General features: G+C 65.0%; 19 protein-coding genes. 11 read left to right on the forward strand and 8 right to left on the reverse strand.

Annotation, left to right across the window (positions count from 1 at the left end):
• The first annotated feature begins 198 nt into the window (after positions 1-198).
• The 3 genes from B0919_RS05415 to B0919_RS05425 all read left to right on the forward strand — a co-directional run bounded on the left by B0919_RS05415 (position 199) and on the right by B0919_RS05425 (position 1,963).
• On the forward strand, positions 199-1,170 hold the full coding sequence (locus B0919_RS05415; RefSeq protein ID WP_078011198.1) for a c-type cytochrome: 972 nt from the start codon (positions 199-201) through the stop codon (positions 1,168-1,170).
• Positions 1,171-1,325: 155 nt separating this feature from the next.
• Complete coding sequence (locus B0919_RS05420; RefSeq protein WP_078011199.1) at positions 1,326-1,544, forward strand: DUF2306 domain-containing protein; 219 nt, start codon at positions 1,326-1,328, stop codon at positions 1,542-1,544.
• A gap of 17 nt (positions 1,545-1,561) precedes the next feature.
• Entirely contained in the window at positions 1,562-1,963 is a 402-nt protein-coding gene (locus B0919_RS05425) for a hypothetical protein (protein WP_078011200.1), read from the forward strand.
• Here B0919_RS05425 and B0919_RS05430 read toward each other — a convergent pair.
• Positions 1,960-3,063, reverse strand: a complete 1,104-nt coding sequence (locus tag B0919_RS05430) for a vWA domain-containing protein (protein WP_078011201.1) — start codon at positions 3,061-3,063, stop codon at positions 1,960-1,962. The two genes, B0919_RS05425 and B0919_RS05430, sit on opposite strands and share 4 nt — an antisense overlap.
• 214 nt (positions 3,064-3,277) lie before the next feature.
• Here B0919_RS05430 and B0919_RS05435 point away from each other — a divergent pair, with 214 nt between their 5' ends.
• The 3 genes from B0919_RS05435 to B0919_RS05445 all read left to right on the forward strand — a co-directional run bounded on the left by B0919_RS05435 (position 3,278) and on the right by B0919_RS05445 (position 5,109).
• Complete coding sequence (locus tag B0919_RS05435) at positions 3,278-3,559, forward strand: DUF427 domain-containing protein (RefSeq protein ID WP_078011202.1); 282 nt, start codon at positions 3,278-3,280, stop codon at positions 3,557-3,559.
• Between the two features lie 88 nt (positions 3,560-3,647).
• Entirely contained in the window at positions 3,648-4,301 is a 654-nt protein-coding gene (locus B0919_RS05440; RefSeq protein WP_078011203.1) for a hypothetical protein, read from the forward strand.
• 172 nt (positions 4,302-4,473) lie between these two features.
• Positions 4,474-5,109, forward strand: a complete 636-nt coding sequence (locus B0919_RS05445) for a hypothetical protein (protein WP_078011204.1) — start codon at positions 4,474-4,476, stop codon at positions 5,107-5,109.
• Positions 5,110-5,282: 173 nt separating this feature from the next.
• Here B0919_RS05445 and B0919_RS05450 read toward each other — a convergent pair whose 3' ends face one another.
• Together B0919_RS05450 and B0919_RS25130 are read right to left on the reverse strand one after the other, a co-directional pair.
• Positions 5,283-6,248 carry an acyl-ACP desaturase gene (locus B0919_RS05450; protein ID WP_254846485.1) on the reverse strand — a complete coding sequence of 322 codons (966 nt, stop codon included), beginning with the start codon at positions 6,246-6,248 and terminating at the stop codon, positions 5,283-5,285.
• Positions 6,249-6,408: 160 nt separating this feature from the next.
• Positions 6,409-7,983 (reverse strand): hypothetical protein, encoded by a 1,575-nt coding sequence (locus B0919_RS25130; RefSeq protein WP_176132863.1) that lies wholly within the window; start codon positions 7,981-7,983, stop codon positions 6,409-6,411.
• A 63-nt stretch (positions 7,984-8,046) separates the two neighbouring features.
• Here B0919_RS25130 and B0919_RS05460 point away from each other — a divergent pair, with 63 nt between their 5' ends.
• Positions 8,047-9,702, forward strand: a complete 1,656-nt coding sequence (locus tag B0919_RS05460; protein ID WP_176132864.1) for a glycosyltransferase family 39 protein — start codon at positions 8,047-8,049, stop codon at positions 9,700-9,702.
• Between the two features lie 125 nt (positions 9,703-9,827).
• Here B0919_RS05460 and B0919_RS05465 read toward each other — a convergent pair whose 3' ends face one another.
• The 3 genes from B0919_RS05465 to B0919_RS05475 form a co-directional block, all read right to left on the reverse strand.
• Entirely contained in the window at positions 9,828-10,754 is a 927-nt protein-coding gene (locus B0919_RS05465; RefSeq protein ID WP_139361926.1) for a glycosyltransferase family 2 protein, read from the reverse strand.
• Between the two features lie 77 nt (positions 10,755-10,831).
• Positions 10,832-12,139, reverse strand: coding sequence for a hypothetical protein (locus B0919_RS05470; RefSeq protein WP_078011209.1), 1,308 nt, complete (start codon positions 12,137-12,139; stop codon positions 10,832-10,834).
• A gap of 37 nt (positions 12,140-12,176) precedes the next feature.
• Positions 12,177-13,181, reverse strand: coding sequence for a hypothetical protein (locus tag B0919_RS05475; protein ID WP_139361927.1), 1,005 nt, complete (start codon positions 13,179-13,181; stop codon positions 12,177-12,179).
• A 163-nt stretch (positions 13,182-13,344) separates the two neighbouring features.
• Between B0919_RS05475 and corA the strand changes: the two genes are divergently transcribed.
• On the forward strand, positions 13,345-14,562 hold the full coding sequence (gene corA, locus B0919_RS05480; RefSeq protein ID WP_078011211.1) for a magnesium/cobalt transporter CorA: 1,218 nt from the start codon (positions 13,345-13,347) through the stop codon (positions 14,560-14,562).
• 11 nt (positions 14,563-14,573) lie between these two features.
• On the opposite strand, the gene B0919_RS05485 is transcribed toward corA, so the two are convergent.
• On the reverse strand, positions 14,574-15,620 hold the full coding sequence (locus tag B0919_RS05485; RefSeq protein WP_078011212.1) for an AAA family ATPase: 1,047 nt from the start codon (positions 15,618-15,620) through the stop codon (positions 14,574-14,576).
• 9 nt (positions 15,621-15,629) lie between these two features.
• On the reverse strand, positions 15,630-18,350 hold the full coding sequence (locus B0919_RS05490) for a hypothetical protein (RefSeq protein ID WP_139361928.1): 2,721 nt from the start codon (positions 18,348-18,350) through the stop codon (positions 15,630-15,632).
• A 193-nt stretch (positions 18,351-18,543) separates the two neighbouring features.
• Between B0919_RS05490 and B0919_RS05495 the strand changes: the two genes are divergently transcribed.
• The 3 genes from B0919_RS05495 (at position 18,544) to B0919_RS05505 (ending at position 20,765) form a co-directional block, all read left to right on the forward strand.
• On the forward strand, positions 18,544-19,128 hold the full coding sequence (locus B0919_RS05495) for a hypothetical protein (protein WP_078011214.1): 585 nt from the start codon (positions 18,544-18,546) through the stop codon (positions 19,126-19,128).
• 92 nt (positions 19,129-19,220) lie between these two features.
• A complete protein-coding gene (locus B0919_RS05500) occupies positions 19,221-19,769 on the forward strand; it encodes a hypothetical protein (RefSeq protein WP_139361929.1) in 549 nt (182 codons plus the stop codon).
• Positions 19,770-19,805: 36 nt separating this feature from the next.
• Positions 19,806-20,765 carry a tetratricopeptide repeat protein gene (locus B0919_RS05505; RefSeq protein WP_078011216.1) on the forward strand — a complete coding sequence of 320 codons (960 nt, stop codon included), beginning with the start codon at positions 19,806-19,808 and terminating at the stop codon, positions 20,763-20,765.
• Positions 20,766-20,850 lie beyond the last annotated feature (85 nt).

A 20,850-nucleotide genomic window follows, 5' to 3' on the forward strand; every position in this document is an offset into this window, starting at 1 on the left:
TTGGCCGCCATCCTCACCCGGCTTCAGGGCGGCTGACCTGCCCTAAAAACAGCGGCAGCACTCAGGCAGAACCACGGCGGCAGGGCGGTCCGCAAGACCGTGTTTGACGGGGCTCACATGATTATGCGAGTGACTTAGGTACAAGTAAAACCTACTTTTGTACCACTACCCTGCTCTTCCAACAGCCTTTCTGACGCTATGAAAAAAGTCCTCCGTATCCTGGGCCTGCTGGTGGCCGGCCTGGTTTTTCTGGGTGCCTGCGCGGCCACCTTCGTGCAGGTGCGCGGCATTCCAAGCTACGATCCGCCCAAGGTGGTCATGCAACCCGTAAAAGCCACGCCCGAGCGCATTGCCCACGGTCAGAAAATCGTGAATGCCATGTGCGCCGACTGCCACCTGAACCGCGGCACCGGCGCCCTGACCGGCAAGCCCCTCAACGAAATGCCCGCGGCTTTCGGCAAGGTATATTCGGCCAACATTACCCAGGACAAGCAACACGGCATTGGGGCCTGGACCGACGCGGAACTGGTGGGCATGCTGCGCACCGGCATCGGCCGCGACGGGCGGCAGCGGGTCATGCCCAACTTCGTGCACATGTCGGACGAGGACGTGCACAGCGTGCTGGCCTACCTACACTCCAACGATGCGCAGGTGCAGCCCAACCCAACTCCTTCGCGCGAGCAGGAACCCTCGTTTCTGCTGAAGGCCCTCACCCATACGGTGATGAAGCCTACGCCCCTGCCTACCGGCCCGGTGGTGGCTCCGCCCAAGACCGATGCGGTGGCCTACGGCCGTTACCTGGTGATGGGCCGATATAAGTGCTACGACTGCCACTCCAAGGACTTCAAAACCAACAACGACCTGGAGCCGGAAAAATCGGCGGGCTACATGGGCGGCGGCAACGAGCTAACCGGCGCCGACGGGCAGCCCATCCTGAGTCGCAACCTCACGCCTGACCCGGAAACCGGCATCGGCGACTGGACGGAAGGGCAGTTTGTGCAAGCGGTACGCTACGGCCAGTCGCCGCACGGCCCCCTGCGCATGCCCATGCCCAAGTTCACGCTTATGGATGAAGCCGAGGCCAAGGCCATTTACGCCTACCTGCGGACCGTTCCCGTACTCAAAAATGCGACGCCCGAAGACGGCGCCGCCGCCGTGGCTACGCGTTAGGGAAAACCGACGCCCGGTGCTAAAGAACGGCCGCTCCTAGACGGGGAGTGGCCGTTTTTTGTGTGCCTTGGGTACCAAGGCCCATAATTTGTTTTGTACTATATATGGAGACATTTTTACATTTAATCCCTTTTACCATCCATTCCCTATTTCCTATGCCGCATTCGTTTATCGGTTACCTGCACCTGGCTGCCGCGCTCCTGGCCATGGCTCTGGGGGCCGTGGTCCTGCTCAACCGCAAAGGCGGCCGCTTCCACCGCCGGGCGGGCTACGGCTACGTGGCCTGCATGCTCACACTCAACGCTTCCGCCCTACTGATCTACCGCTTATTCGGCGGCTTCGGGTGTTTCATGGACTGGCGCTGCTTAGCCTGACCTGCCTCACCGGCGGCATGGTACTAGCCCTGCTGCGCCAGCGCATAGGCAACTGGCAGCACTGGCATTACTACTTCATGAACTGGTCGGTGGTGGGACTGTACGCGGCTTTCTGGGCCGAAACCATCACCCGCACCCTGCCCATAGCCCAGTTCTGGCCCGCTGTAGTCGGGGCCACCACGGCTACGGCCACGTTAGGCGCCATCCTCATCCGGCGCAATGCCGCCCGCCTGCTAGCCCAGGCCGAACCTGCCCGTACCCAGCCTAGCGCTGGTGTTGCATCGGAGGCAACACAAAGGAGCCCGCGCCGAAAGCATCCGGCGCGGGCTCCTTTGTGTTTGCTGGTCCGTTTACACGCAAAACGCCTCCAACCGGCTGGGCTGGAGGCGTTGAATCAGCAAGGCCGCCAGCAGGGCTAGAGGCTCTTGCGGCGGTTGCGCTTGTAGTCCTCAAAAATCATCCCGCCCAGGCCCTTCAGCGAGCTGTAGTAGGCCTTGCCCTGATTGGTTTCGGTGAACTCGCGCACGAACTGCTGCAGGTACGGGTCGGAGGCAATCATGAAGGTGGTGATGGGAATCTTCAGGCGGCGGGCGGCGGCGGCCAGGTTCAGGGTCTTGTTCACCACTTTGCGGTCCAGGCCGAAGCTATTCTTGTAGTAGCCGCCGGGCTCCTTCAGGCAGGTGGGCTTACCGTCGGTAATCATGAAAATCTGCTTGTTGGCCGTCTTGCGCTTGCGCAGCAGGTCCATGGCCAACTCCAGCCCGGCCACGGTGTTGGTGTGGTAGGGACCAACCTGCAGGTAGGGCAAGTCCTTCACTTCGATCTGCCAGGCGTCGTTGCCGAACACGATGATGTCGAGGAAGTCCTTGGGGTACTTCTGCTTCACCAGCTCGGCCAGGGCCATGGCCACTTTCTTAGCCGGCGTGATGCGGTCCTCGCCGTACAGAATCATCGAGTGCGAGATGTCAATCATCAGGACCGTGCTCGTCTGCGTCTTGTGCTCGGTGTCGCGCACTTCCAGGTCGCCCTCAGTGAGCAGGTAGTTGCCGTCGAGGCCGTGGTTGAGCTGGGCGTTGCGCAGGCTCTCGGTCATCTCGATTTGCTCGATGGTGTCGCCGAACTGGTAGTCGCGCAGGTCGGTGGTCAGTTCGTCGCCCTGGCCGGCGTGCGGGGTGCGGTGGTTGCCCTGGGTGCCGCGCTTGAGCTTGCCGAAGATTTCCTCCAGCGCCGATTTGCGAATGAGCTGCTCCGACTTGGCGGTAATCTTCAGCTCGCCGAGCTGCTGCTCGTTTTCATCGAGGTAGCCTTTCTTCTTCAGGTCCTCGATGAAGTCGCCCATGCCGTACTCGTCGTCGGTCAGGCCGTACTGTTTGTCCAGCTCGTTGAGCCACGACAAGGCCTCGCTCACGTCGCCCGCCGTGATGGTGACCAGTTGCATGAATAATTTAAAAAGCGTGTCGAAGCCTTTCTCGGGGGAATCTTCGGGCACAAAATCGCGGAAGCGGAAGCCAACTGCCATAGTCAAGAGGAATGGACCTGGAAAACAACGGGCGGCCCAGGTTAGTTTGTTTGGAAGGTGATAAGCGGGTAACGTTTGTCCTCCTTCATCTGGCGTACGCAACGCGAAGAACCTCATTACCGCAGAACGACAGACGGCCGATAGGTACTATCTCACATCCTAAAGCCTGTAGCAAGCTCAGGATAACAGCTTAAACCCTACAAAGCCCAAACCCATGAAAGCCATCTGGAACAACGCCATGCTGGCGGAAAGCAACGATACCGTGGTGGTGGAGAACAACCACTACTTCCCGCCTGGCTCGCTGAACCGCGCGTATTTTGAGGACAGCATTGCCGGCACCACCTGCCCTTGGAAAGGCCGTGCCAGCTACTACTCGGTGCGCGTGGACGGGCAGCTCAACAAAGACGCCGCCTGGTTCTACCCCGACCCGAAACCCGCGGCCGAAAATATCCGTGGGCGGGTAGCCTTCTGGAAAGGCGTGCAGATCGTTCCGTAGGGCTTATGTAACCCCGGGGGCTGATAAGGCGTTAGTATAGCGAATTGATAATACTGACTCTTCTCTCCACTTCCTTCCATAACCCCCCATGAAACCATCTACACCGGTCTGGCAGCTGGGCGCCGCAGCGCTGCTCCTGCTTGCCAGTTGCGACTCGGCCCGTACCGCTACGGACGACAGCTCCACGGCTTCTACCACGGTAGAAAGCGTAACGACGCCCGGCGACGTCGCTTTCTCGCGCGACCTGAACCAAGGCGACTACCGCTTCCAAATCACGTCGAACACCCTCGACAACGGGCAGCAGCTCACCATCAAGACCCGCCGCGGCGAAGCCCTGGTGACCGATCCGGTGCGCCTGAACGTGAAAGGCAGCGTGACCGACGCCGTGATGGGCGACCTGAACGGCAATGGTAACCCCGAGCTGTACGTGTTCACGACGGGCGGCGGCCCGGCAGGCGTGGAAGCCTTCGAGTTCGTCGACAAATCGTTCCGCCCCATTCAGACCCTGCCCAAGCTCAGCAACGACCTGGCCGTGGGCTACAAGGGCGAGGACAAGTACGAAATCCGCGGCAACCACCTGGTGCGCACCTTCCCCGTGTACAGCGGCAGCGACGCCAGCGCTACGGCCACCGGCCAGTCGCGCACGGTAGAGTACACCCTGAACTCGGAAGGCATGCTGATGCCCATGCCGATGACGGCCGGCAGCACCACGCCGGGCGCTACCACGCCGCCCCGTCCCTAAGCTTTTATCAGACCTCCTTTCTTGAAGAGCCTGCCCCTTGGGCAGGCTTTTTCATTGGTTGGCTACTATACCGGCCCGTTGCTGTAACCCCCGCCGTTGGCGGGCGTTTGTGTAAGCTAGAATGTCGTACCCGGCGGGCTGCTGCCTGGGCCTGCCCCCGTCACGTTTTGCCATGACCACGCACCACTCTACTTTCTCTTCGCTGGCCGCGCTGCTGGTGGGCCTGCTCGCGGCCGGCTGCGATTCGCAGCGCAGCACCACCGAATCGGCGGCGCCGGTTTCGTCGTCGGTAAACAATAGCACCGCTTCCCCGACGGCCGTGAGCTACCAGAAAGACCTCAGCCGCGGCGACTACACCTTTGCCGTGCAGACGGTGGGCACGGGCAGCCAGCGCCAGCTGAGCTGGCGCGCCGCGCGGCTGGGCCGGGAGCTGGCCGCCATGACGGATAACATAGAAGGCACCGTGCTGGATGCCACCGTCACCAACCTCAATAACGACGAGTACCCCGAACTGCTGGTGTTCGTGGCCGATGCCGGCAGCGGTTCCTACGGCCGACTGATGGGCTACGAGTTTCTGAGCCGCGGCCGCCGTTCCCTCACCTTGCCCGAGCTGGATGGCCCTCTGGCCGAAGGCTACCTCGGCCACGACTCCTTCCGCGTGGAGGGCCGGCGCATCATTCGCACCTTCCCCATCTACCGCCCCGATGACCCCAATAGCACGCCGTCAGGCGGCACGCGCACGGTGGTCTACGAAATGCCCAAAAAGGAAGGCCTGATTACCGTTGCCGAGTACCGGGACGGCTCTTAAGTCCAGACGCTACCTGACCTTCTTGCCGTGCATTTAAGGCTGACTTGCCGGCAGGCTGATACAAGCAAAAGGCCGGCCCCCATTGGGGCCGGCCTTTTGCTTGTGTGCTACATGTCGTTGCCAGACAAATTACCAAGAATTTTGTCGACTCAACACATTGTCAGCTAGGTATTTTACTCAATCCACTTGAACTTGTACTCCAACTTGGGTACGGGCATGCGGTCGGCGACGCGGCGCAGGCGGCCGGGCAGCGCCATGATGTAGTCGCGGGCTTTTTCGGCCGGGGCGTTCAGGTTGCTGATCTGGTCGATTTTCCAGGTGTTGATCAGCCCTTCTAGGATGTCGGTGTAATCCTGGCTGGTGTACACGCCGAGGCGCTGGGCAGCATCGGTGAAGTGGCCGAAGGTCTTGCCGATTTCCACGCCCAGCTCACGCATGTAGTGGGCCGGCATCACAATCTTCTTGCGCATCATGTCCTCGAAGGCCAGCATCATTTCCGAGGGGTCCACTTCGAAGATTTTCTCCACGAAGGTCTGGTACACGCGGGCGTGGCGCACTTCGTCACCGGCAATCATGCCGCAGAGCTTGGACAAGGCAGCGTCCCCAGCCTTGCGGGCCAGCTGGCCCACGCGGCGGTGCGAGAGGTTGGTGGCCGCTTCCTGGTAAGACGTGTACACAAAGGCGCGGTACGGGTCGTGGGCGGTGCCCAGGTCGAAGCCGTCGGCAATGAGGTACTGGGTACTCATTTCGAACTCGCGCATGTTCACACGGCCCGAGAGGTAGAGGTAGCGGTTGAGCAGGTCGCCGTGGCGGTTTTCCTCCGCCGTCCAGCCCCGAATCCACTGCGCCCAACCGTTGTTGGGGTCCCGGTTCAGGTTGTCGAGCTGGTGGAACCAAGCTTCGTAGTTGGGCAGGGCTTCCTCGGTGATGGTGTCGCCGATGAGCACGGCCAACAGGTCGTAGCTCAGCTCCTTAGCTCGCTCGCGTAGTTGCTTGACTTCGTCAAAGAACGAGTCGAGCCGCGGGTCGGGCAGGAAATCGGAAGGCTGCCAGCTGTCCTCAACCTTCTTGAGGAACGAGCCCATATTCTCGCGCAGAAATACTTCGAGGTGCTCGAGTACTTCTCCACGGGAAGTCATTGAGGCAATCATGTGTGATGAGGAAAAGGTGAGTAGGAAGAAGAACGGAGCAGGTGAGGAAGGGCCAAAAGTAGGCAATTGCCGGATGGAAATGCGGCAGGGAAGTCAGACGAATCTTCATACGGAATTCATACAGGAAACGCTCGACTGTTGCGCAGCTTTATTGAAAGGCTGCTGTAGAGTCAGTTGGGGCCTGTACGCGCCGCCAGTAGGTTTTGAGCACGCTGCTGTCGGCGGCCGGGGCATTGACCCACTGAACATCCGGGCGTTGCACCAAGCGCCGCAAGGCTTCGGCCTGATCGTACGTGCCGGCCAGGTGCTGCCGCAGCCGCGCCTGCGAGGGGTCGAGGGAGGGCCAGCCGGTGAGCAGCAGCCAGGGAGAGCCGCCGTCGGGCACATACTCCCGGAAGGGCGAAAGGGACTTAAACCATTCTTCCAGCCCCATGCCGATTAAAACGCGCCCATCGGCCGGGGTCGGCAACCCGCGGAGCTGGGCTACATGCCGCCTCTCCTCCGCCCGTAGCGCGGCTTGTCGGTGCACCACTTTGTACGCGTAGAAGCCAGCCAGCAGGGTTAGCAAAGCATAACTGAAGCGCCGGAACGCCAGCGGCGCGGGGCGCGGCAGCGCAGGGCTAAGCAAAGTCAGATGCGCGATGGTGCCCAGGGTGAGCAGCGGCCCGGTCAGGCGGGGCGGCAGCTTGAGCCCGAGCCCCAGGCCGAGCAGCAGCAGTGCAAAGCCGGCGAGGTACCAGCCTTGTCGGCGGCGCGCCGGGGCCGATGCGCCACGGCTGAGCAGTAGCAAGAACAGGTTCAGCCCCAGCAGCGGAAAATAGTCGCGCGTCAGCTGTCCATGCAGGCTTTGGAACTTGGCCGGCATCGTTTGCGACCAGTAATGCGGATTGGGCTGGTACGCCCGGGCGAAGAACCGTTCGTTGACCCAGACGGAGTCGCCAAACGCCCACTGCGCCACCAGCCCGACGCCGACGCTGTCGGCGGCAGTGCGCGGCGCGGCGCGGTAAAAACCGTAGTCGAGCACGTTGGATTTGAGCACGTCGAGGCGGCGGTAACGGGCGGCTTCGGGTGAGCGAAACAGCTGCGCCCCCAGCCCCAGCAGCACCGCTGCTCCGACCACCGTAGCCAGTGCCTGCCAGCGGCCGCGCCCGCCCAGCCACCAAGCGGCGGGCGCCACAAGCGCGGCGCCGAGCACCGCTGCGCTTGGCCGGATAGCCCAGGCTGCCACGAACAGCAACCCGCCCAGAGCCCAACTCAACCGCAGCCGCCCCGCAAACTGCGCCGCCCACAGCAGGGCCGCTCCGCCCAGCAGCAGCGGCACCCGCACGTAGCTAAACCACTGCACGTGCTCCAGCCCGGCCAGAAACAGAAATGCCGCCAACCACGCAGCCCGGGCCGCGGGAGCGGTGTGCGGCCGCAGCAGCTCTTCCAGCACGGCCATCAGCAGCACCAGCGCCAGCAGCAGCAAGGTCGTCAGCAACAGCCCGTACCAGGGTACGGCGGGCTCGAGTTGGTACAGTTGCGCCAGCAGCCAGGCCCAGCCATGAAAGTACAGATGCAGGTTGGTGACGGGCGCCACGGCGGTGCGCCCCCGCAGCAACAGCGTGATGCTGAAGTCGTCGTTGGTTTCGTAGTGGCTGCCCAGGCCGGCGGCCACCAGCAGCACGAGCAGCGTGGGCAAGCTCACCACGCGCAACCAATAGCCAAACCGCTCGTGCTTCATAGCCGGCAAAGTACGCCATTCGCGGCCGGGCGCCGCAACGGGATTCTTGCCAACTTCGCCACCGTGAACTCCTCCCCGCGCCTGCTCCGCCTGCTGCCCACGCTCACCCTGGGCGCGGTCGGGCTGTTTGCCGTGCTGTACTTCGTGGGTGCCCACGAAGGCCTGTACGCCCTCGACGACTACTTCTACTCGCGCTACGCCTTTCAGCTGCTGCACGGCAGCTTTCAGCTCGGGCCTGATCCGCAGCACCTGCTGCACGACCCGCTGCACGAGCGGTGGCTGATTTTCGGGCCGGTGGCGCTGTGCTACGCTTTGCTGGGAGTGAACATCTGGAGCACCACGCTCTGGCCGCTGCTGGCCACGCTGGCCTGCCTGGCGCTGCTCTGGGCCGCCTACCGCCGTCGGCACCCCCTGGTGGCCAGCGGCGCGGTGCTGCTGCTCGGGCTGCACTACTTCACGCTGAACCTGACCAACTACCTCTACCCCGACAATGTGAACATGCTGGCCTGCGCCGCGGCGGCCCTGGCACTGTGGCGGGGGCGGCGGAGCGGGCGGCCGCTGGCGTGGGGGGCGGTCTTTGCCGGGCTGAACTTTGCGGCGCTGCTCTGCAAGGAAACGGTGGTGTACTACGCGCCTTTTTACCTCGGCTTGCTGGTGCTTGACCTGCGCCGCGGCCGCCACGGCACTTTCTGGCTGACGGCGTTTGGCACCGGGGCGGTACTGATAGGCGGCTACCTCGGCTTTTACCAGTGGCAGACCGGCGACGCCCTTTACCGCCTGCACCTCATCGAGCATACCAACGAGGTGCTACAGGAGGGCAACTTCCTGCTGGGCAACCGCGCCGCCCTCCTCGACCGCCTGACGCTGGGTCCGCCGCGCTTCTTCATCGGCACCGGGCTGGGCTTGGCGCTGGTGCTGGCGCTGGCTGGACTGCGGCCCGAGCCGCAAGCCGCAACGGCAACGGACGACCGGCGCTTCTGGCAGGGCTTAGCTTTCAGCACCCTGGTTTTTTACTGGTTGGGCAGCACCTCGCTCACGCATTACAACCCCATCACCCTGTTGCCGCGCATGACCACGCCGCTGCTGCCGCCGCTTTGCCTAGCCGCAGCTTACGGTTTGGCCGATGTGCTGAGCACTGGCCGGCGCACCTGGTTCTACGTCCTGGCCCTGCTGGCTCTGGCGGCTTTCGACCGCAGTGCTGCCGCAGTTCTGTATGCGGGCTCGGCCTGCGTCCTGCTCGGCCTGCACCTACTGAAGCGCCGGTCAGGGCTGGCAGCCGGCTCCGGCGCGTACGCTGCGCTGGGCTTGCTAGGTTTAGCTCTGGTGCTGGCTTTGCGCCCGGCTCACTTCGCGCGCAAGCCCAGCGTGTCGGGGCATTTCCCGCAGGCGCGCATCATTGGGCAGTACCTGCAAGCGCCCGGCTCAGGCACCGTTTTCGTCGACGACTACCTGATCGGCAACTTTGATTTTTACTATGGCTACCAAGTACCGCCGGGCCTGCAGTACCGCCGCTACTGGGCCCGCGACTCCGTACAACTTGCGCCCCGGCAACCCGCGTGGCTGCTGCTGAACCGAGCTACATTATCGAACCCCGAACTTACCCGCAAGCTGCTGCGCTACTCCGCTGACAGTGTGTTGCAGTGGTTCCCGCAGCGGCAACTGATTGCCCAGGATGGTCCGGTGGAGCTTTACCGAGTGGAGCTTACGCGGCCAGAATAACGAAGCAACCTACGTGCTTGGATGGAGCACCCGCGCCTTAAAGTCACTGCCCATTACCATTAGCCAACCAATCACATATACCACTGTATACCAAATACATTAACATCCATCTACTACAGCATCACTTAAAAAACCGCTGCCAGGGCACCCAGTGCGTAATCCGTCAGGCGTCGCTGCCCGGTTTGGCGCAACAGGTGGTAGAGCTTACGCGCTTCCGGTCCGCGGCGGAAGCGCACCGCCTGCCGCAGTTCCCAGCGCAGCCGTGTAGCCAGGGCCGCCAGTTCGGCAGGGGTCCGGCACAGGGCCAGCGCCTTCTCGCAAACGCGAATGGTAGAGGCCACGTACGGGTCGCCGGGCCGGTAGGCCTTCCGCGACATGGACTGCGGATGCAACCGCTTCTGAGTTAGCACCTCGTCCTGAAATCCAAATTCCCAGTCATGGGCGGCCCGCACCCACAGGTCGAAATCCTCGTAAGCCAGTGCCTCGTCGTAGCCGCCCAGGGCCGTGAGCATGGTGCGGCGCATCATCATGGTGGGCGTGCTGATGAAGTAGCGGCTGAGCACGTCGGCAAAGACCCCGCCGCTGGCCGGGCGGGGGTGCACCGGCTGGCCGTGAGCATCGCGGCGGAAGTGGAAGCGCACGTGTTGGCCCTGCTCGTCAATCAACTCGCAGTCGTGGTAGGCCACGCCACAGCGCGCCCCCTGGGCCTGCATGAAAGCCACCTGCCGGGTTACGCGGGTGGGCAGCAGCACGTCGTCGGTGGCGAAGTCAATGACAAAGTCGCTCTGGCTGCGGCGCAGGGCCTGGTTGAAGGCGCGGCAGTTGCCCACGTTGTCGGGCAGCAGCAGCAGGTGCCAGCCGGGGTAGCGCGCGGCGTAGTCACGCAGAATGGCCGGGCTACCATCGGTGCTGGCGTCGTCTACCAGCCACACATCCAGGTTGGGGTAGGTCTGGGCCGCTACCGAATCGAGGGCCATGGCCAGGAAACGGGCGTGGTTGTGGCACAGGGCCACGATGGTAACCAGTGGCAAGTCAGCGGCGACGTCAGGCAATCCGAAAAGCACTTAAGGCGGCCCACGCAGGACCTGCTCGGTGAGAAAAAATCCGTACCTGGAAGCTAGCAAAAGCTTCAGCGGCGGAAGTAGGCCCGAAAATACAGTCCGCAGCCCAGCAGCAATGCCCCGAACCGTAGCGCGTGGGCCAGCGGGGCACCGTACAGCCCGAAACGCGGCAGCAGGCCCGCCAGCAACCCCGCGTACAGCCCGGCCGACAGCACCTGCACCAGCACGTACCGGCCCACCCGGGCATCGGCCAGCAGCAGGTACAGCAACGTCCAGGACAGGAACTTCGCCCAGTCGCCGAGCAGCTGCGGCCCCAGCAGCGCTCCGGCCGCGGCGAAGCGGGCATCGAAGAGCAGCGGCAGCAGCACCCCGCGCAGCAGCCAGATAGAGCCTAATCCCAAAGCAAGGGCCGCGGCCAGCAGCCCAAACACGCTCCGTACATATGCTTGCCGAGCAGCAGGCTGCCCCGCCAACGCCGCTAGCCGGGGGTAAAACACGGCGCCCATCACGGCTGAAAATACCATGGTATAGTTATCCGACAGCTTGGCCACGGCCTGCCACAAACCCGTCTGGCTGAGGCTAAAACGAGCAATGAGCAGGTCGCGCACGGCAAAATCCACGGCTTTGCTGCACAGCAACACGCTCAGGGCCATCAGCAGAAACTGCCCCAGACCAAGCACTGCCGGGCGGCTGATACGCCAGCGCGGGCGCGCGAGCAGGCTGTAACGGGCACACAACCAAGCGGTGGGCACGGCCGTCAGCCCCTGCCCCAGCAGATAAGCCAGCAGCACCTGCGGCACGGCCCAGCCCGCGGCTAGTGCCCCGGCTACGGCCGCGGGACCGAGCGCGCTGAGCATCACCGTCAGGGCAATGTAGGGGCGCAGGCGCTGGGCTGCCAGCAGCACGGCGGCCAGGTAGGCATGAGCAGTGAGCAGCGTAATGCCGGCTACCAGCCCCAGCACCCAGCCGGGCGTGGGCCGAAAGGCGGCCAGCAAAGGCCCACGCAGCAGCGGCAGGGCCAGGAAGCCCAACAACAGCACGGCCGCATTGAGCAGTAAACCGGTGCCGAACCACAGCCGCCAGCCCGCCGAGCCGGGCCGGTGCGGCGCCAGGTACTTCACGATGCCCACGTGCACCCCGTCGTTGGGCAGGGTGGTGAGCAGGGCCATCAGGTTCTGAAAGTGCGCCAGCAGCGCCAGGCCGCCGGGGCCGCCAAACACGGCCAGCAGCTTGTTGAGGGCCAGCGCCCCGCCCGCCCGGGCCAGCACCGACATACCCGACCCGAGGGAGCCGCGCACGAAGCGCGCCAGCGGCCCGGCGGCCAAGGGCGCAGGGACCGTGTCGGTGGCGGCGTCTTCGGCGGCGGAGAGGGACATGGGGCAAAGAACGGCAGCCGGAAGCCGGCGCCGTGGGCTAGAGCTTTTTTTCCAGGGTCAGCTTCAGGCTGGACACGCCGCCGAGGTGACGCTTGAAGCGCAACAGCGACTCATTCAGCCCGGTAGGCAAGGTGGAGGTGCCCAGATCGAGCAGGCGCAGGCCGCTGGCTTGCCCGAAGGCATGAAGGCCAGCGTTGAGCAGCACCACCGGGCTGAAGGCATTGTAGCGCAGCGGGCTGGCCGGGTAAAAGTTGTAGAGCGTGCCGCGGCCGGCCAGCACGGCCACCGTCAGCGCCGCCCACTCGCCGGCGGCGTCGCGCACCGAAAACAGCAGGTAGTCGCGCGGAAACTGCCGAAACAAGCCGGTCAGCTGCTCCTCCGTCAACGACAACGCCTGACCCTTTTCCTCGCGGCAGCGGCGCAGAAACTCGTAGGCCAGCGGCAACAGCAGCGGCGGCTCCTGCTCCACCTGAAAACCGTGGCGCTGGCACTTGTGCAGGCGCCGCCGCTCCGAGGGCGCCAGATGCGCCTCGTAGGTGCGGTCGAGCGGCAGGTGGGTGTTGATTTCGGCCTGACTAATCTGATACCCAGCCCGCTGCAGCGCCGCAACCAGCGCGCCGCTGGTCCGGGGCTCGTGAGCAAACGGGGGCAAGCGCACCGTCAGGCTGGTTACTGCCTGCGCGGCCAGTGCTTCGTGCACCCGACGCAGCCATTCGTCGAGTACGGCAGCGGGCACCTCGGAGCCCAACAGTTGCGGGCCACCGAAGGGCGCCGCGGCCGGACTGCGGGCCGTGCCATCCGGGCCGAGGTGAATCGGCCACCAACCCACTGTTTGCGCCTGGTGCTCCAGTGCGGCCACCAGCACCACCTGCTCGGGGCCGCGTGCGGCCAGTAGCTGGGCGGGCCGCTGGTACAGGTACAGCTCACCAGCCAGGGGCAACGGCGGCAAAGCGGGCTCCGGCAGCCAACGCAACGCGTACTGCCCGGCGCCGGCCTGCAGGGGCTGGGCCGGGGTGGCAAAGGGCGAAGCGGCGGACGACACGGGGTGGAGCACGAAAGGAATGCGAAGCGGCGAAAGTACGGCAAAAATCCCCCTAGGGTACGGCGCCGCGCTTTTGTTGGGCTTGAGAGCACCACTTTTCCGGGCCGGCTGCGTAGCATTACGCCGAAGTCGGTTCGTAGTGCCGACTGTTGCCCTGCTTTCCATGTCCGATTCCACTCCGGATCCGCGCCCCGCCGCGGCCACGGCGCCTCCGGCTGCATCCGACCCACCTTCCGCTTCCGCCGACGACGCCCTGACCGCCAGCGTTTCGGACCGCGACGCCACCCGCCAGGCCCGCATGCAGGGCGTGGGCGCCCGCCCGGGCACGCTCAGCCCGCACGAGGGCTCCCTGAAACCGCGCCTGTTTCTCTTCAGCTACGACGAGCTGGGCTACGAGGAGCGCGAATACCACTCTTACGACGAGTTGATGGCGCGCTTTCGCAGCCAGCCCGAGCGGCGGCACTGGATCGACGTGCGCGGCTACGACGACGTGGCCCTGATGCAACGCTTCGTGACTGACTTTGACCTGCATCCCTTGCAGATGGAGGACGTGCTCGGCGACTACCAGCGGGCCAAGGTGGAGGTGTTCGGCGACCGGCGCCTGTTCCTGGTGTCGCGCATGACGGAATTCACCGAGAACCTGGAAATCGACGACGACCAGCTCAGCCTGTTCACCGGCCCCAACTACGTCCTCTCCTTCCAGGACGACTACCAAGACTGCCTCGACGCCGTGCGCATGCGCATCCGCTCGGGCTTCAGCCAGATCAAACACCGCCCGCCGCTGTACCTGGCCTACGCCCTCACCGACGTGGTGCTCGACCACTACTACCCCACCATGGCGGCCATGGGCGACTACATCGAGGAGCTGGAAAACTACATCATCCGCGGGCGGCCCAACCGCCGCCTGCTGGCCCGCATCCTGCAGATCAAGAAGGACATCGTACGCTTTCGGCGGATGGTGTACCCCGAGCGGGAAAAGATTGCCGAGCTGCTGCGCCTGCACGACGACGTGGTGCCGGCGGAAATGAAGGTGTTCTTCCGCGACTGTTACGACCACGCCATTCAGGCCCTGGACCTGACCGAAAGCTACCGCGAATCCGTATCGAGCCTCATCGACCTGTACATGTCGGACCAGAGCAACCGCATGAACGAGGTGATGAAGGTGCTCACCATGATCAGCGCCGTGTTCATTCCGCTGAGTTTCGTGGCCGGGCTCTACGGCATGAACTTCTCCCGCGAAAACCCGCACGGCGGCATCAACCACCTGAACATGCCCGAGCTGTACGACCCGTGGGGCTACCCGGTGGTCTTGCTGATTATGGCCGTTATTGCCGTTGGCATGCTCATCTACTTCTATAAGAAGGGTTGGTTTACCAACTAGCTATCCGCTATTTATAGATTAATTTTTACCGCGGAGCCCAGCACCGCCGCTACCTGCTCAATGCGCTCCGCAATGCTCCCCGTCAGGAGTTGATAGGGAATACCCAATAGGTCGAGCTGCAGCAGGATGGTGCTCTGCTGCACGGCCTGTACCTCGGCCGATGCGCGCGTTCCATCCTGCTCGAACGGGAAATCCGGCGCACAGACGAAAGTATAGGTGTACCGCTCGCGGCAGGCCCGGGCCAGCGCGTGCAGCTCCGGCTCGGCCCGCCCGAAATAGGCGTAGGAGTACCAAAGCGTCGTCACGGCGTTGGTGTCCGAGAACAGCCAGTGCCGGGCCGCCGGCAGGGCCTCATCCTCCAGGGCGCGGTGCCGCCGGGCAATGCGCAGCAGGTCGTCGTAGGTGAGCTGGCCCTGCTTTTCCTCGTAGAGCGTGCGCCCATACTCAGCCACCCAGGCCGTGCCGAACTGCCGGCCCAAAGCGGCCGTCAACGTGGACTTGCCGGTGCTTTCGGCGCCGAGCAGCACCACCCGCTGCACGTAGCTAGCGGAGCGGAAATGCGCCTGCACCACGGAGTGTAGCCACGCGTCGCTACCATACACATCGGCCCGCACCTGCGTGCCCGACACGGGCAGCTGCCGCCGCGCTAAGTCGACCAGCACGTGCCGCGCCCCGATGTATTCGGCAAAGCCTTGCCCATACGTTTCGCTGGTGAAAACTACGTCGATAGCCAAGCCCAGCTCTAGTAATTGTTGACACACGAACTCCCGATGGTCTGCATCCGGAGCAGCGTTGGCAGGCAGGGCCGGATGGTCTGTTTTGGAGAGGGCGCGCACGTGCAGGCGGGCGCCGTGCAGAGCCTCGCCGTAGATGCGCCGAATCCACTCGGCACGCACGGCAGCCGGGGCCCGCGCCCAGTCCGGCTCGGAGTACACCCACACGTGCAGCTCCTGCACCTGGGTGGCGGCCGTTTCCAGCAGCAGCTGGTGGCCGCGGTGCAGCGGGGCAAATTTCCCGACCACCAGCCCCCGCGGGGCGCGCTCCGAAGGCTCAGGCATGGCCACGGCTCAGTCCATCTTGAGCACCAGCCGGCGCAGCTCGTTGCCCACCACGCGGTACAGCTGGTAGGCGTTGGCGCCCGCGTCGTACGTCAGCCCAACGGTGGGGGCGCTGCTGTCGAACGGCTCCCCTCCTACCAACCGGCTCTGGGTGTCGAACAGGTAGGCTTTGGCCGGGCCGGGCTCGGTGATGACCAGCGCGCGGCGCGCCCCGAAGCGAAACAGCTGCACCGGTTTCTCGCCGGAGGTCACGAAGCGGCGGTCGGCCAGGATACGGCCCGCGGCGTCGAGCACGGTGGTACGGCCCTGCCCGTCGTCGCGCACCACGGCGTAGCTCTGCTGGTCCTGATCGGCGACGAGGCGGAACGAGCTGCTACGGCTCCAGGTGGTGAGGCGCCGGCGCTGCACTACCTCGCCGCTGAGCGTGAAGGTGACCAGCTCAGCGTGTTGATTGACCACGGTGAGGCGGGTGCGCCGCAGCGTGGGGCCGGCCTCCACGAAGGCCTGCGTGTGCAGGCGGGCGCCGAGGCTGATGGGGAAGCCGGGCAGGGCATTGCCGAGGATGTCGTAGGCGAAAATGTAGCCGTTTTGGAGCAGACAGACCACCACGTCGCGCCCGCCCACGCGCAGCAGCTGCGGCGGCGCGCCCAGCGCAAAGTCCAGGCGCTTGGGCTGCCAACCAGCCGGGGCGTTGCCGCGCGCATCGAATAGGAACAGGTTGGCAAACCGGTCGGCCACGAGTACGCGGGCCGGCTGGCCATCCGCGGCCGGTGCGCCCCCCACCGATTCGGCCTGCACGGTATCCGGCAGATTCAAGGGGAAATTGGGGGCCGAGCGGCCCTGCTCGTCGAGCAGGAATACGCGGTTGGCGGTGCTCAGTAGCAGGCCCGGCCGGCGGCCAAAGGCTCCCGGCAGCAGCGCCGGCGGACTCACCAGCGCCCCGCCCAAGGTATCGGACCAGCCCACGGTGTTATCGGGCGTGACGTAGTGCAAGGCCCCGCTACGGTCCTGCACCAGCACCGAGGGCGGCCGCGAGGGCACCGGCGCCGGCAGCAGTACGGGCCCGAGCCCGGCTAATCCAGCCTTGAAGCTCAGGGAGCTACCGACGCCGCCATTGCCCTGCAGGCTGGCTACGGCCGGCCCCACGGGCGGATGGCGCAGCACCCACTGCGTGTAGTACTGGCCGTTGTCGGCGGGGGCAAACTGCAGGGCAATCTGCGGGAAACGCTGCAGCAGGGCTTCGTTGCGCAGCAGCCCGGCGCGGCGGTCTTCCACCAAGGCGCGCAGCAGCACGTTCCAGCTGTTGCGCGTGTCGAGCACCACGCTCAGGCGGGCTACGGGCGTGGTTTCTTCCAGCAGCGCTACCTGCGTGGGCGAGTTGGTCCAGAGGCGGCCGGCGGCCACGTCGGTGAGGTACACGCGCAGGGCCGCGGCGTCGTCGGCCAGCACCAGATAGTTGCCTACCAGAGCCGTGGCCGGTGCGCCGCCGTTGCCGACCGGCGCAAACAAGGGCCCGAGCAGGCGCTGCGCGAGGCGCGGCACGCCATTCTGATAGAGCTGGTAAGCCCCGTACAGCTCGAAGCTCGGGCTGGTGCCCGTGGCCCGGCGCAGCTGCCCCAGCCACAGGGCCGTGCGGGCCGCGTTGTGGGTGCGCACCACGGCCAGGCGGGCCGGCACCGCGCGCGGCGACGACACGGCCAGGTAACACAGGGCGGCTTCAGCGTCGAGGGTAGTGGCCAGGCTGTCCACCAGGCGGCGGGCCGTGGTGTCGGTGGGCAAGGCGGCGCGCAGGGCGGCCGGGTTGGCGGCCACGTGCAGCAGCAGCGCCGTGCGCGTGCTTAGCACCTCGGCCATGCGCAGGCGGTCGGCGGGCTGGTTTTGCAGGCGCTGGTGCAGAGAGCCCCGGGCCCGCTCGGGGTTAGTAAATCCATTGAAGACCACCCGGTTGGCACTCAGCTTCATCTGCAGCAGGCTCTTATCCCCAATGCTGGCCAGGTACTCGAAATCGGGGCGCAGGGCGGGCTGAAAGAACACGCCCAGAAAGGGCGGCAGCTGGCGGTAGTTGACCAGCAGCATGGCGTCGACGTCCTTGAGGCGCAGGTAATCCGTGTTGCCGAACTCGGCGGCAATGGACGGCTGCCCCTCGTGCTCGGTGCGGCGCACCACGGCTTCCACCAGCGTCGCATTGGCACTAATCACCAGCGTGTTGCGGTAATTAAAGTACGTAAGCCCGCCGCCTTGCCGCGGCGTGATGGTGGTCAGCTCCTGGCCGTGGTAGCTGCGGGTGCCGAGGCGGTAGCGGGCGTCGCGGCCGAGGGCTTCCACCAGGGTGCGGATCTGGCGGTGCTCCCGCACGCTGCCCACCGGCACCAGAAACAGCACATCGAAGCTGCGCGGGCCGGTCACGTGCACCGACGTCAGCACGTTTTTACGGCCCAAAAAGCTCAGCACGGAGTTGCGCGTGCTGCCCAGGCTATCGGCCAGGGCCACGTTTTCCTCCACTTGCTGAAAGTAGCGCAGCGTGGCCAGGTTGTCCCAGAGCTGGGTTTCCTTCAGGTGACGCACCAGCGTGGGATGGTCGCGGGTGGCGGCCACCAGCACGGCGTCGTCGGGCACCAGCGCCCACAGGTCGACGGGCTGCTGGGCGACGGTGCGGCGGTAGTACACGTACGACACCAGCGCCGAGACGAGCAGCAAACCCGAAAGCAAGACCAGTAAACGGTTCGACATGCAGCGGCGGCGAGCGGGAAAACAGGGGCGGCAAAGGTAGCTATTCGGGCCGGCGCGGGAAGAAGTTGCTCACCCGAAGCAGATTCCGCCGGGTGCGCCTGCTATTCAGCCACTGAACCGCCACTAAGCCCGCACGCCGGGCCCTGACCGCCGACTGGCGTGGTGCCCGCCGATTCCGTACCTTGAGCCCATAATGCCGCGCCCGCTCCGTCGCCTGCTTCTGCCCGCCACTTCGCTCCTGCTGCTGCCGCTGGCGGCCTGCTTTGAGCTGCGCGAGCCGGAGCCCGCCACGGCATCGAGCGAGTGGGTGTCGCCGACGAGCATCGACGTGCTGCTGAGCAACTTCACCACGGCCGTGCAGCGGCTCAACGCGGCCAACTACGAGCGGTGCTTCGTGCCCGCGCGCTACCGCTTCTACCCCGACCCGACGGCCGCCGGCTCCACCAACGCGGCTTTGTTTGCCAACTGGAGCATCCGCGAGGAGCTGGACTACTTCAACCGCCTGCGCCAGCGCACCCCGGCCTCCGCCCAAACCCAGCTGCAGCTCTCGGCCCGCCGCGACCAGCTTTACGGCACCGATTCGGCGGAAGTATCAGCCCAGTACCAGCTCACGCTGGCCCAGACGGACACGGCCTTTCGCTACCGCGTGCTGGAGGGCAACATCCGCCTGTTGCTGCGCCGGCGCAACAACGAGTGGCAGATTGCCGCCTGGCGCGACCTGGCTACTTCCAACCGCCCGGTGTGGACGGAAGCCAAAAAGTACTTCGTGCGCAACTAGGCGGGGCCAAACGCGGCAACAAATGTTGCGCGCCGCTGTTGCAACGGGGCTACCCCAATCCGTAGCTTGCACCCGCTGGTACCCTCTTCGCTATGAGCCGTTTGCCTTTCCTGCGCTCCGCCTATGCAGCTCCCAGTCGTTGGTGGGCGCTGGGGGCGGTGCTGCTGGGTACGGCCTGCAACCCCTTCGCCCCGGGCCTCGACGACGGTAGCATCAGCCCCGATCAGCTGCTGGGCAACCCCGTAACGGTGCGCGGGTTCTTCGACCGGTTCCGGGCCGCTTACCAGCTGCGCGACTCCACGCTCTACGGGCAGCTGCTCAACCGGCGCTTCACCTTCACTTACCGCGACTTCGCCGCCAACGCCGACCGCTCCTGGAACCGCGACGTGGACGTGACGGCCACTTACAAGCTGTTTCGGGCCGCCCGCTCGGCCAACCTGCAGTGGACGCAGTACCTGCCCACCACTGATACCATGTACTCCGACACGCTGGCCTACGTGGAGCGCGCGTTTTCGCTGAGCATCGAGCAGCGCGACAACACCCGCTTCGACGGCATGGGCACGGCCCGGCTGGTGCTGGTGCGCAAAAAAGCCTCGGACCCGTGGCGCATGCGCAGCTGGTACGACCGCAGCGAGTTTTAACTTTGAGGCTATTGCCCATCGTTACCCGCTGACATTTTGAACCGTATTGCCCCGTTTGCGGCCGCGCTGCGCGCCGCCCTGATCCTGTGCTGCTGGCTAAGCGTGCTGCTGCCAGCCACCGCTCAGCAGCTGCCCAACCCCTTGCTGGCCGTTAAGGCCCCGCTGCGCAAGAAGATCCTGGCCGGCCAGAATGCCGAGGCCGTCAAGGAGCTAACCCAGTTGCTGGCTGCCGACAGCCTCAATCCCGATTACCTCTACCTGCGGGCCGAATGCCGCGCGCTGCTCAGCGAGTATACCCCGGCGCTGGCCGACTACGACAAGGCCGCACGCATTGTGCCGGGCAGCCCGCTGGTGCTGGCCTCGCGCGCGGTGGCTTTGGTGCAGGTGCAGCGCTACCCCGAAGCCGTAGCCGACTTTGACCAGGCCCTGCTGAAAGTACCCAACCAGCCGCTGATGCGCCTCTACAGCGGCTGGGCGCGCATGTATACCAACGACCTGCCCGGCGCCTTGCGCGACCTGGACCTGGCCGTGCAGCTCGACGGCAGCAACAAGGACGCTTGGCTGTACCGCGGCATTGTCCAGATGATTGCCGGCCGCTACCCCGATGCCCAATTCAGCATTTCCGAGTACGTGCGCCGCAACCCCAAGCTGCCGCTGGGCTACGCCAACCGCGCCCTGATCTACCTGGCCACCGGCGAACAGGCTAAGGCCGCCGAAGACGCCGCCCGCGCCTTCAAAATTGCCCCGACGGACAAGGAAGTGGTGCTGATCCAGGCTTTCGTGGCTGAAAAAGCCGATGCCGCCCAGGGCCAGGCCCAGTACGAGGCCATCCTGGCCAAGACCACCGACAAAGCCGATTTCTACCTGCAACGCGGCGACCTGCACATGCAAACCGGCAACATCGCCCGCGCCATCCCCGACTGGCAGCAGGCCGCCGACCTGGGCAACAAGGAAGCGGCCTTCCGCCTGAAAGCCGGCTACAAGAGCCCGCAGTAAACTACCAGCTGCCTGCCAGCCAAAGCCCGTTCGGCTCCGGACGGGCTTTGTCGTTGCCAGGAATCCTGCTCAATCGTCTATCTTC

Source organism: Hymenobacter sp. CRA2, assembly GCF_002007105.1.
Classification (GTDB): Bacteria; Bacteroidota; Bacteroidia; order Cytophagales; family Hymenobacteraceae; genus Solirubrum.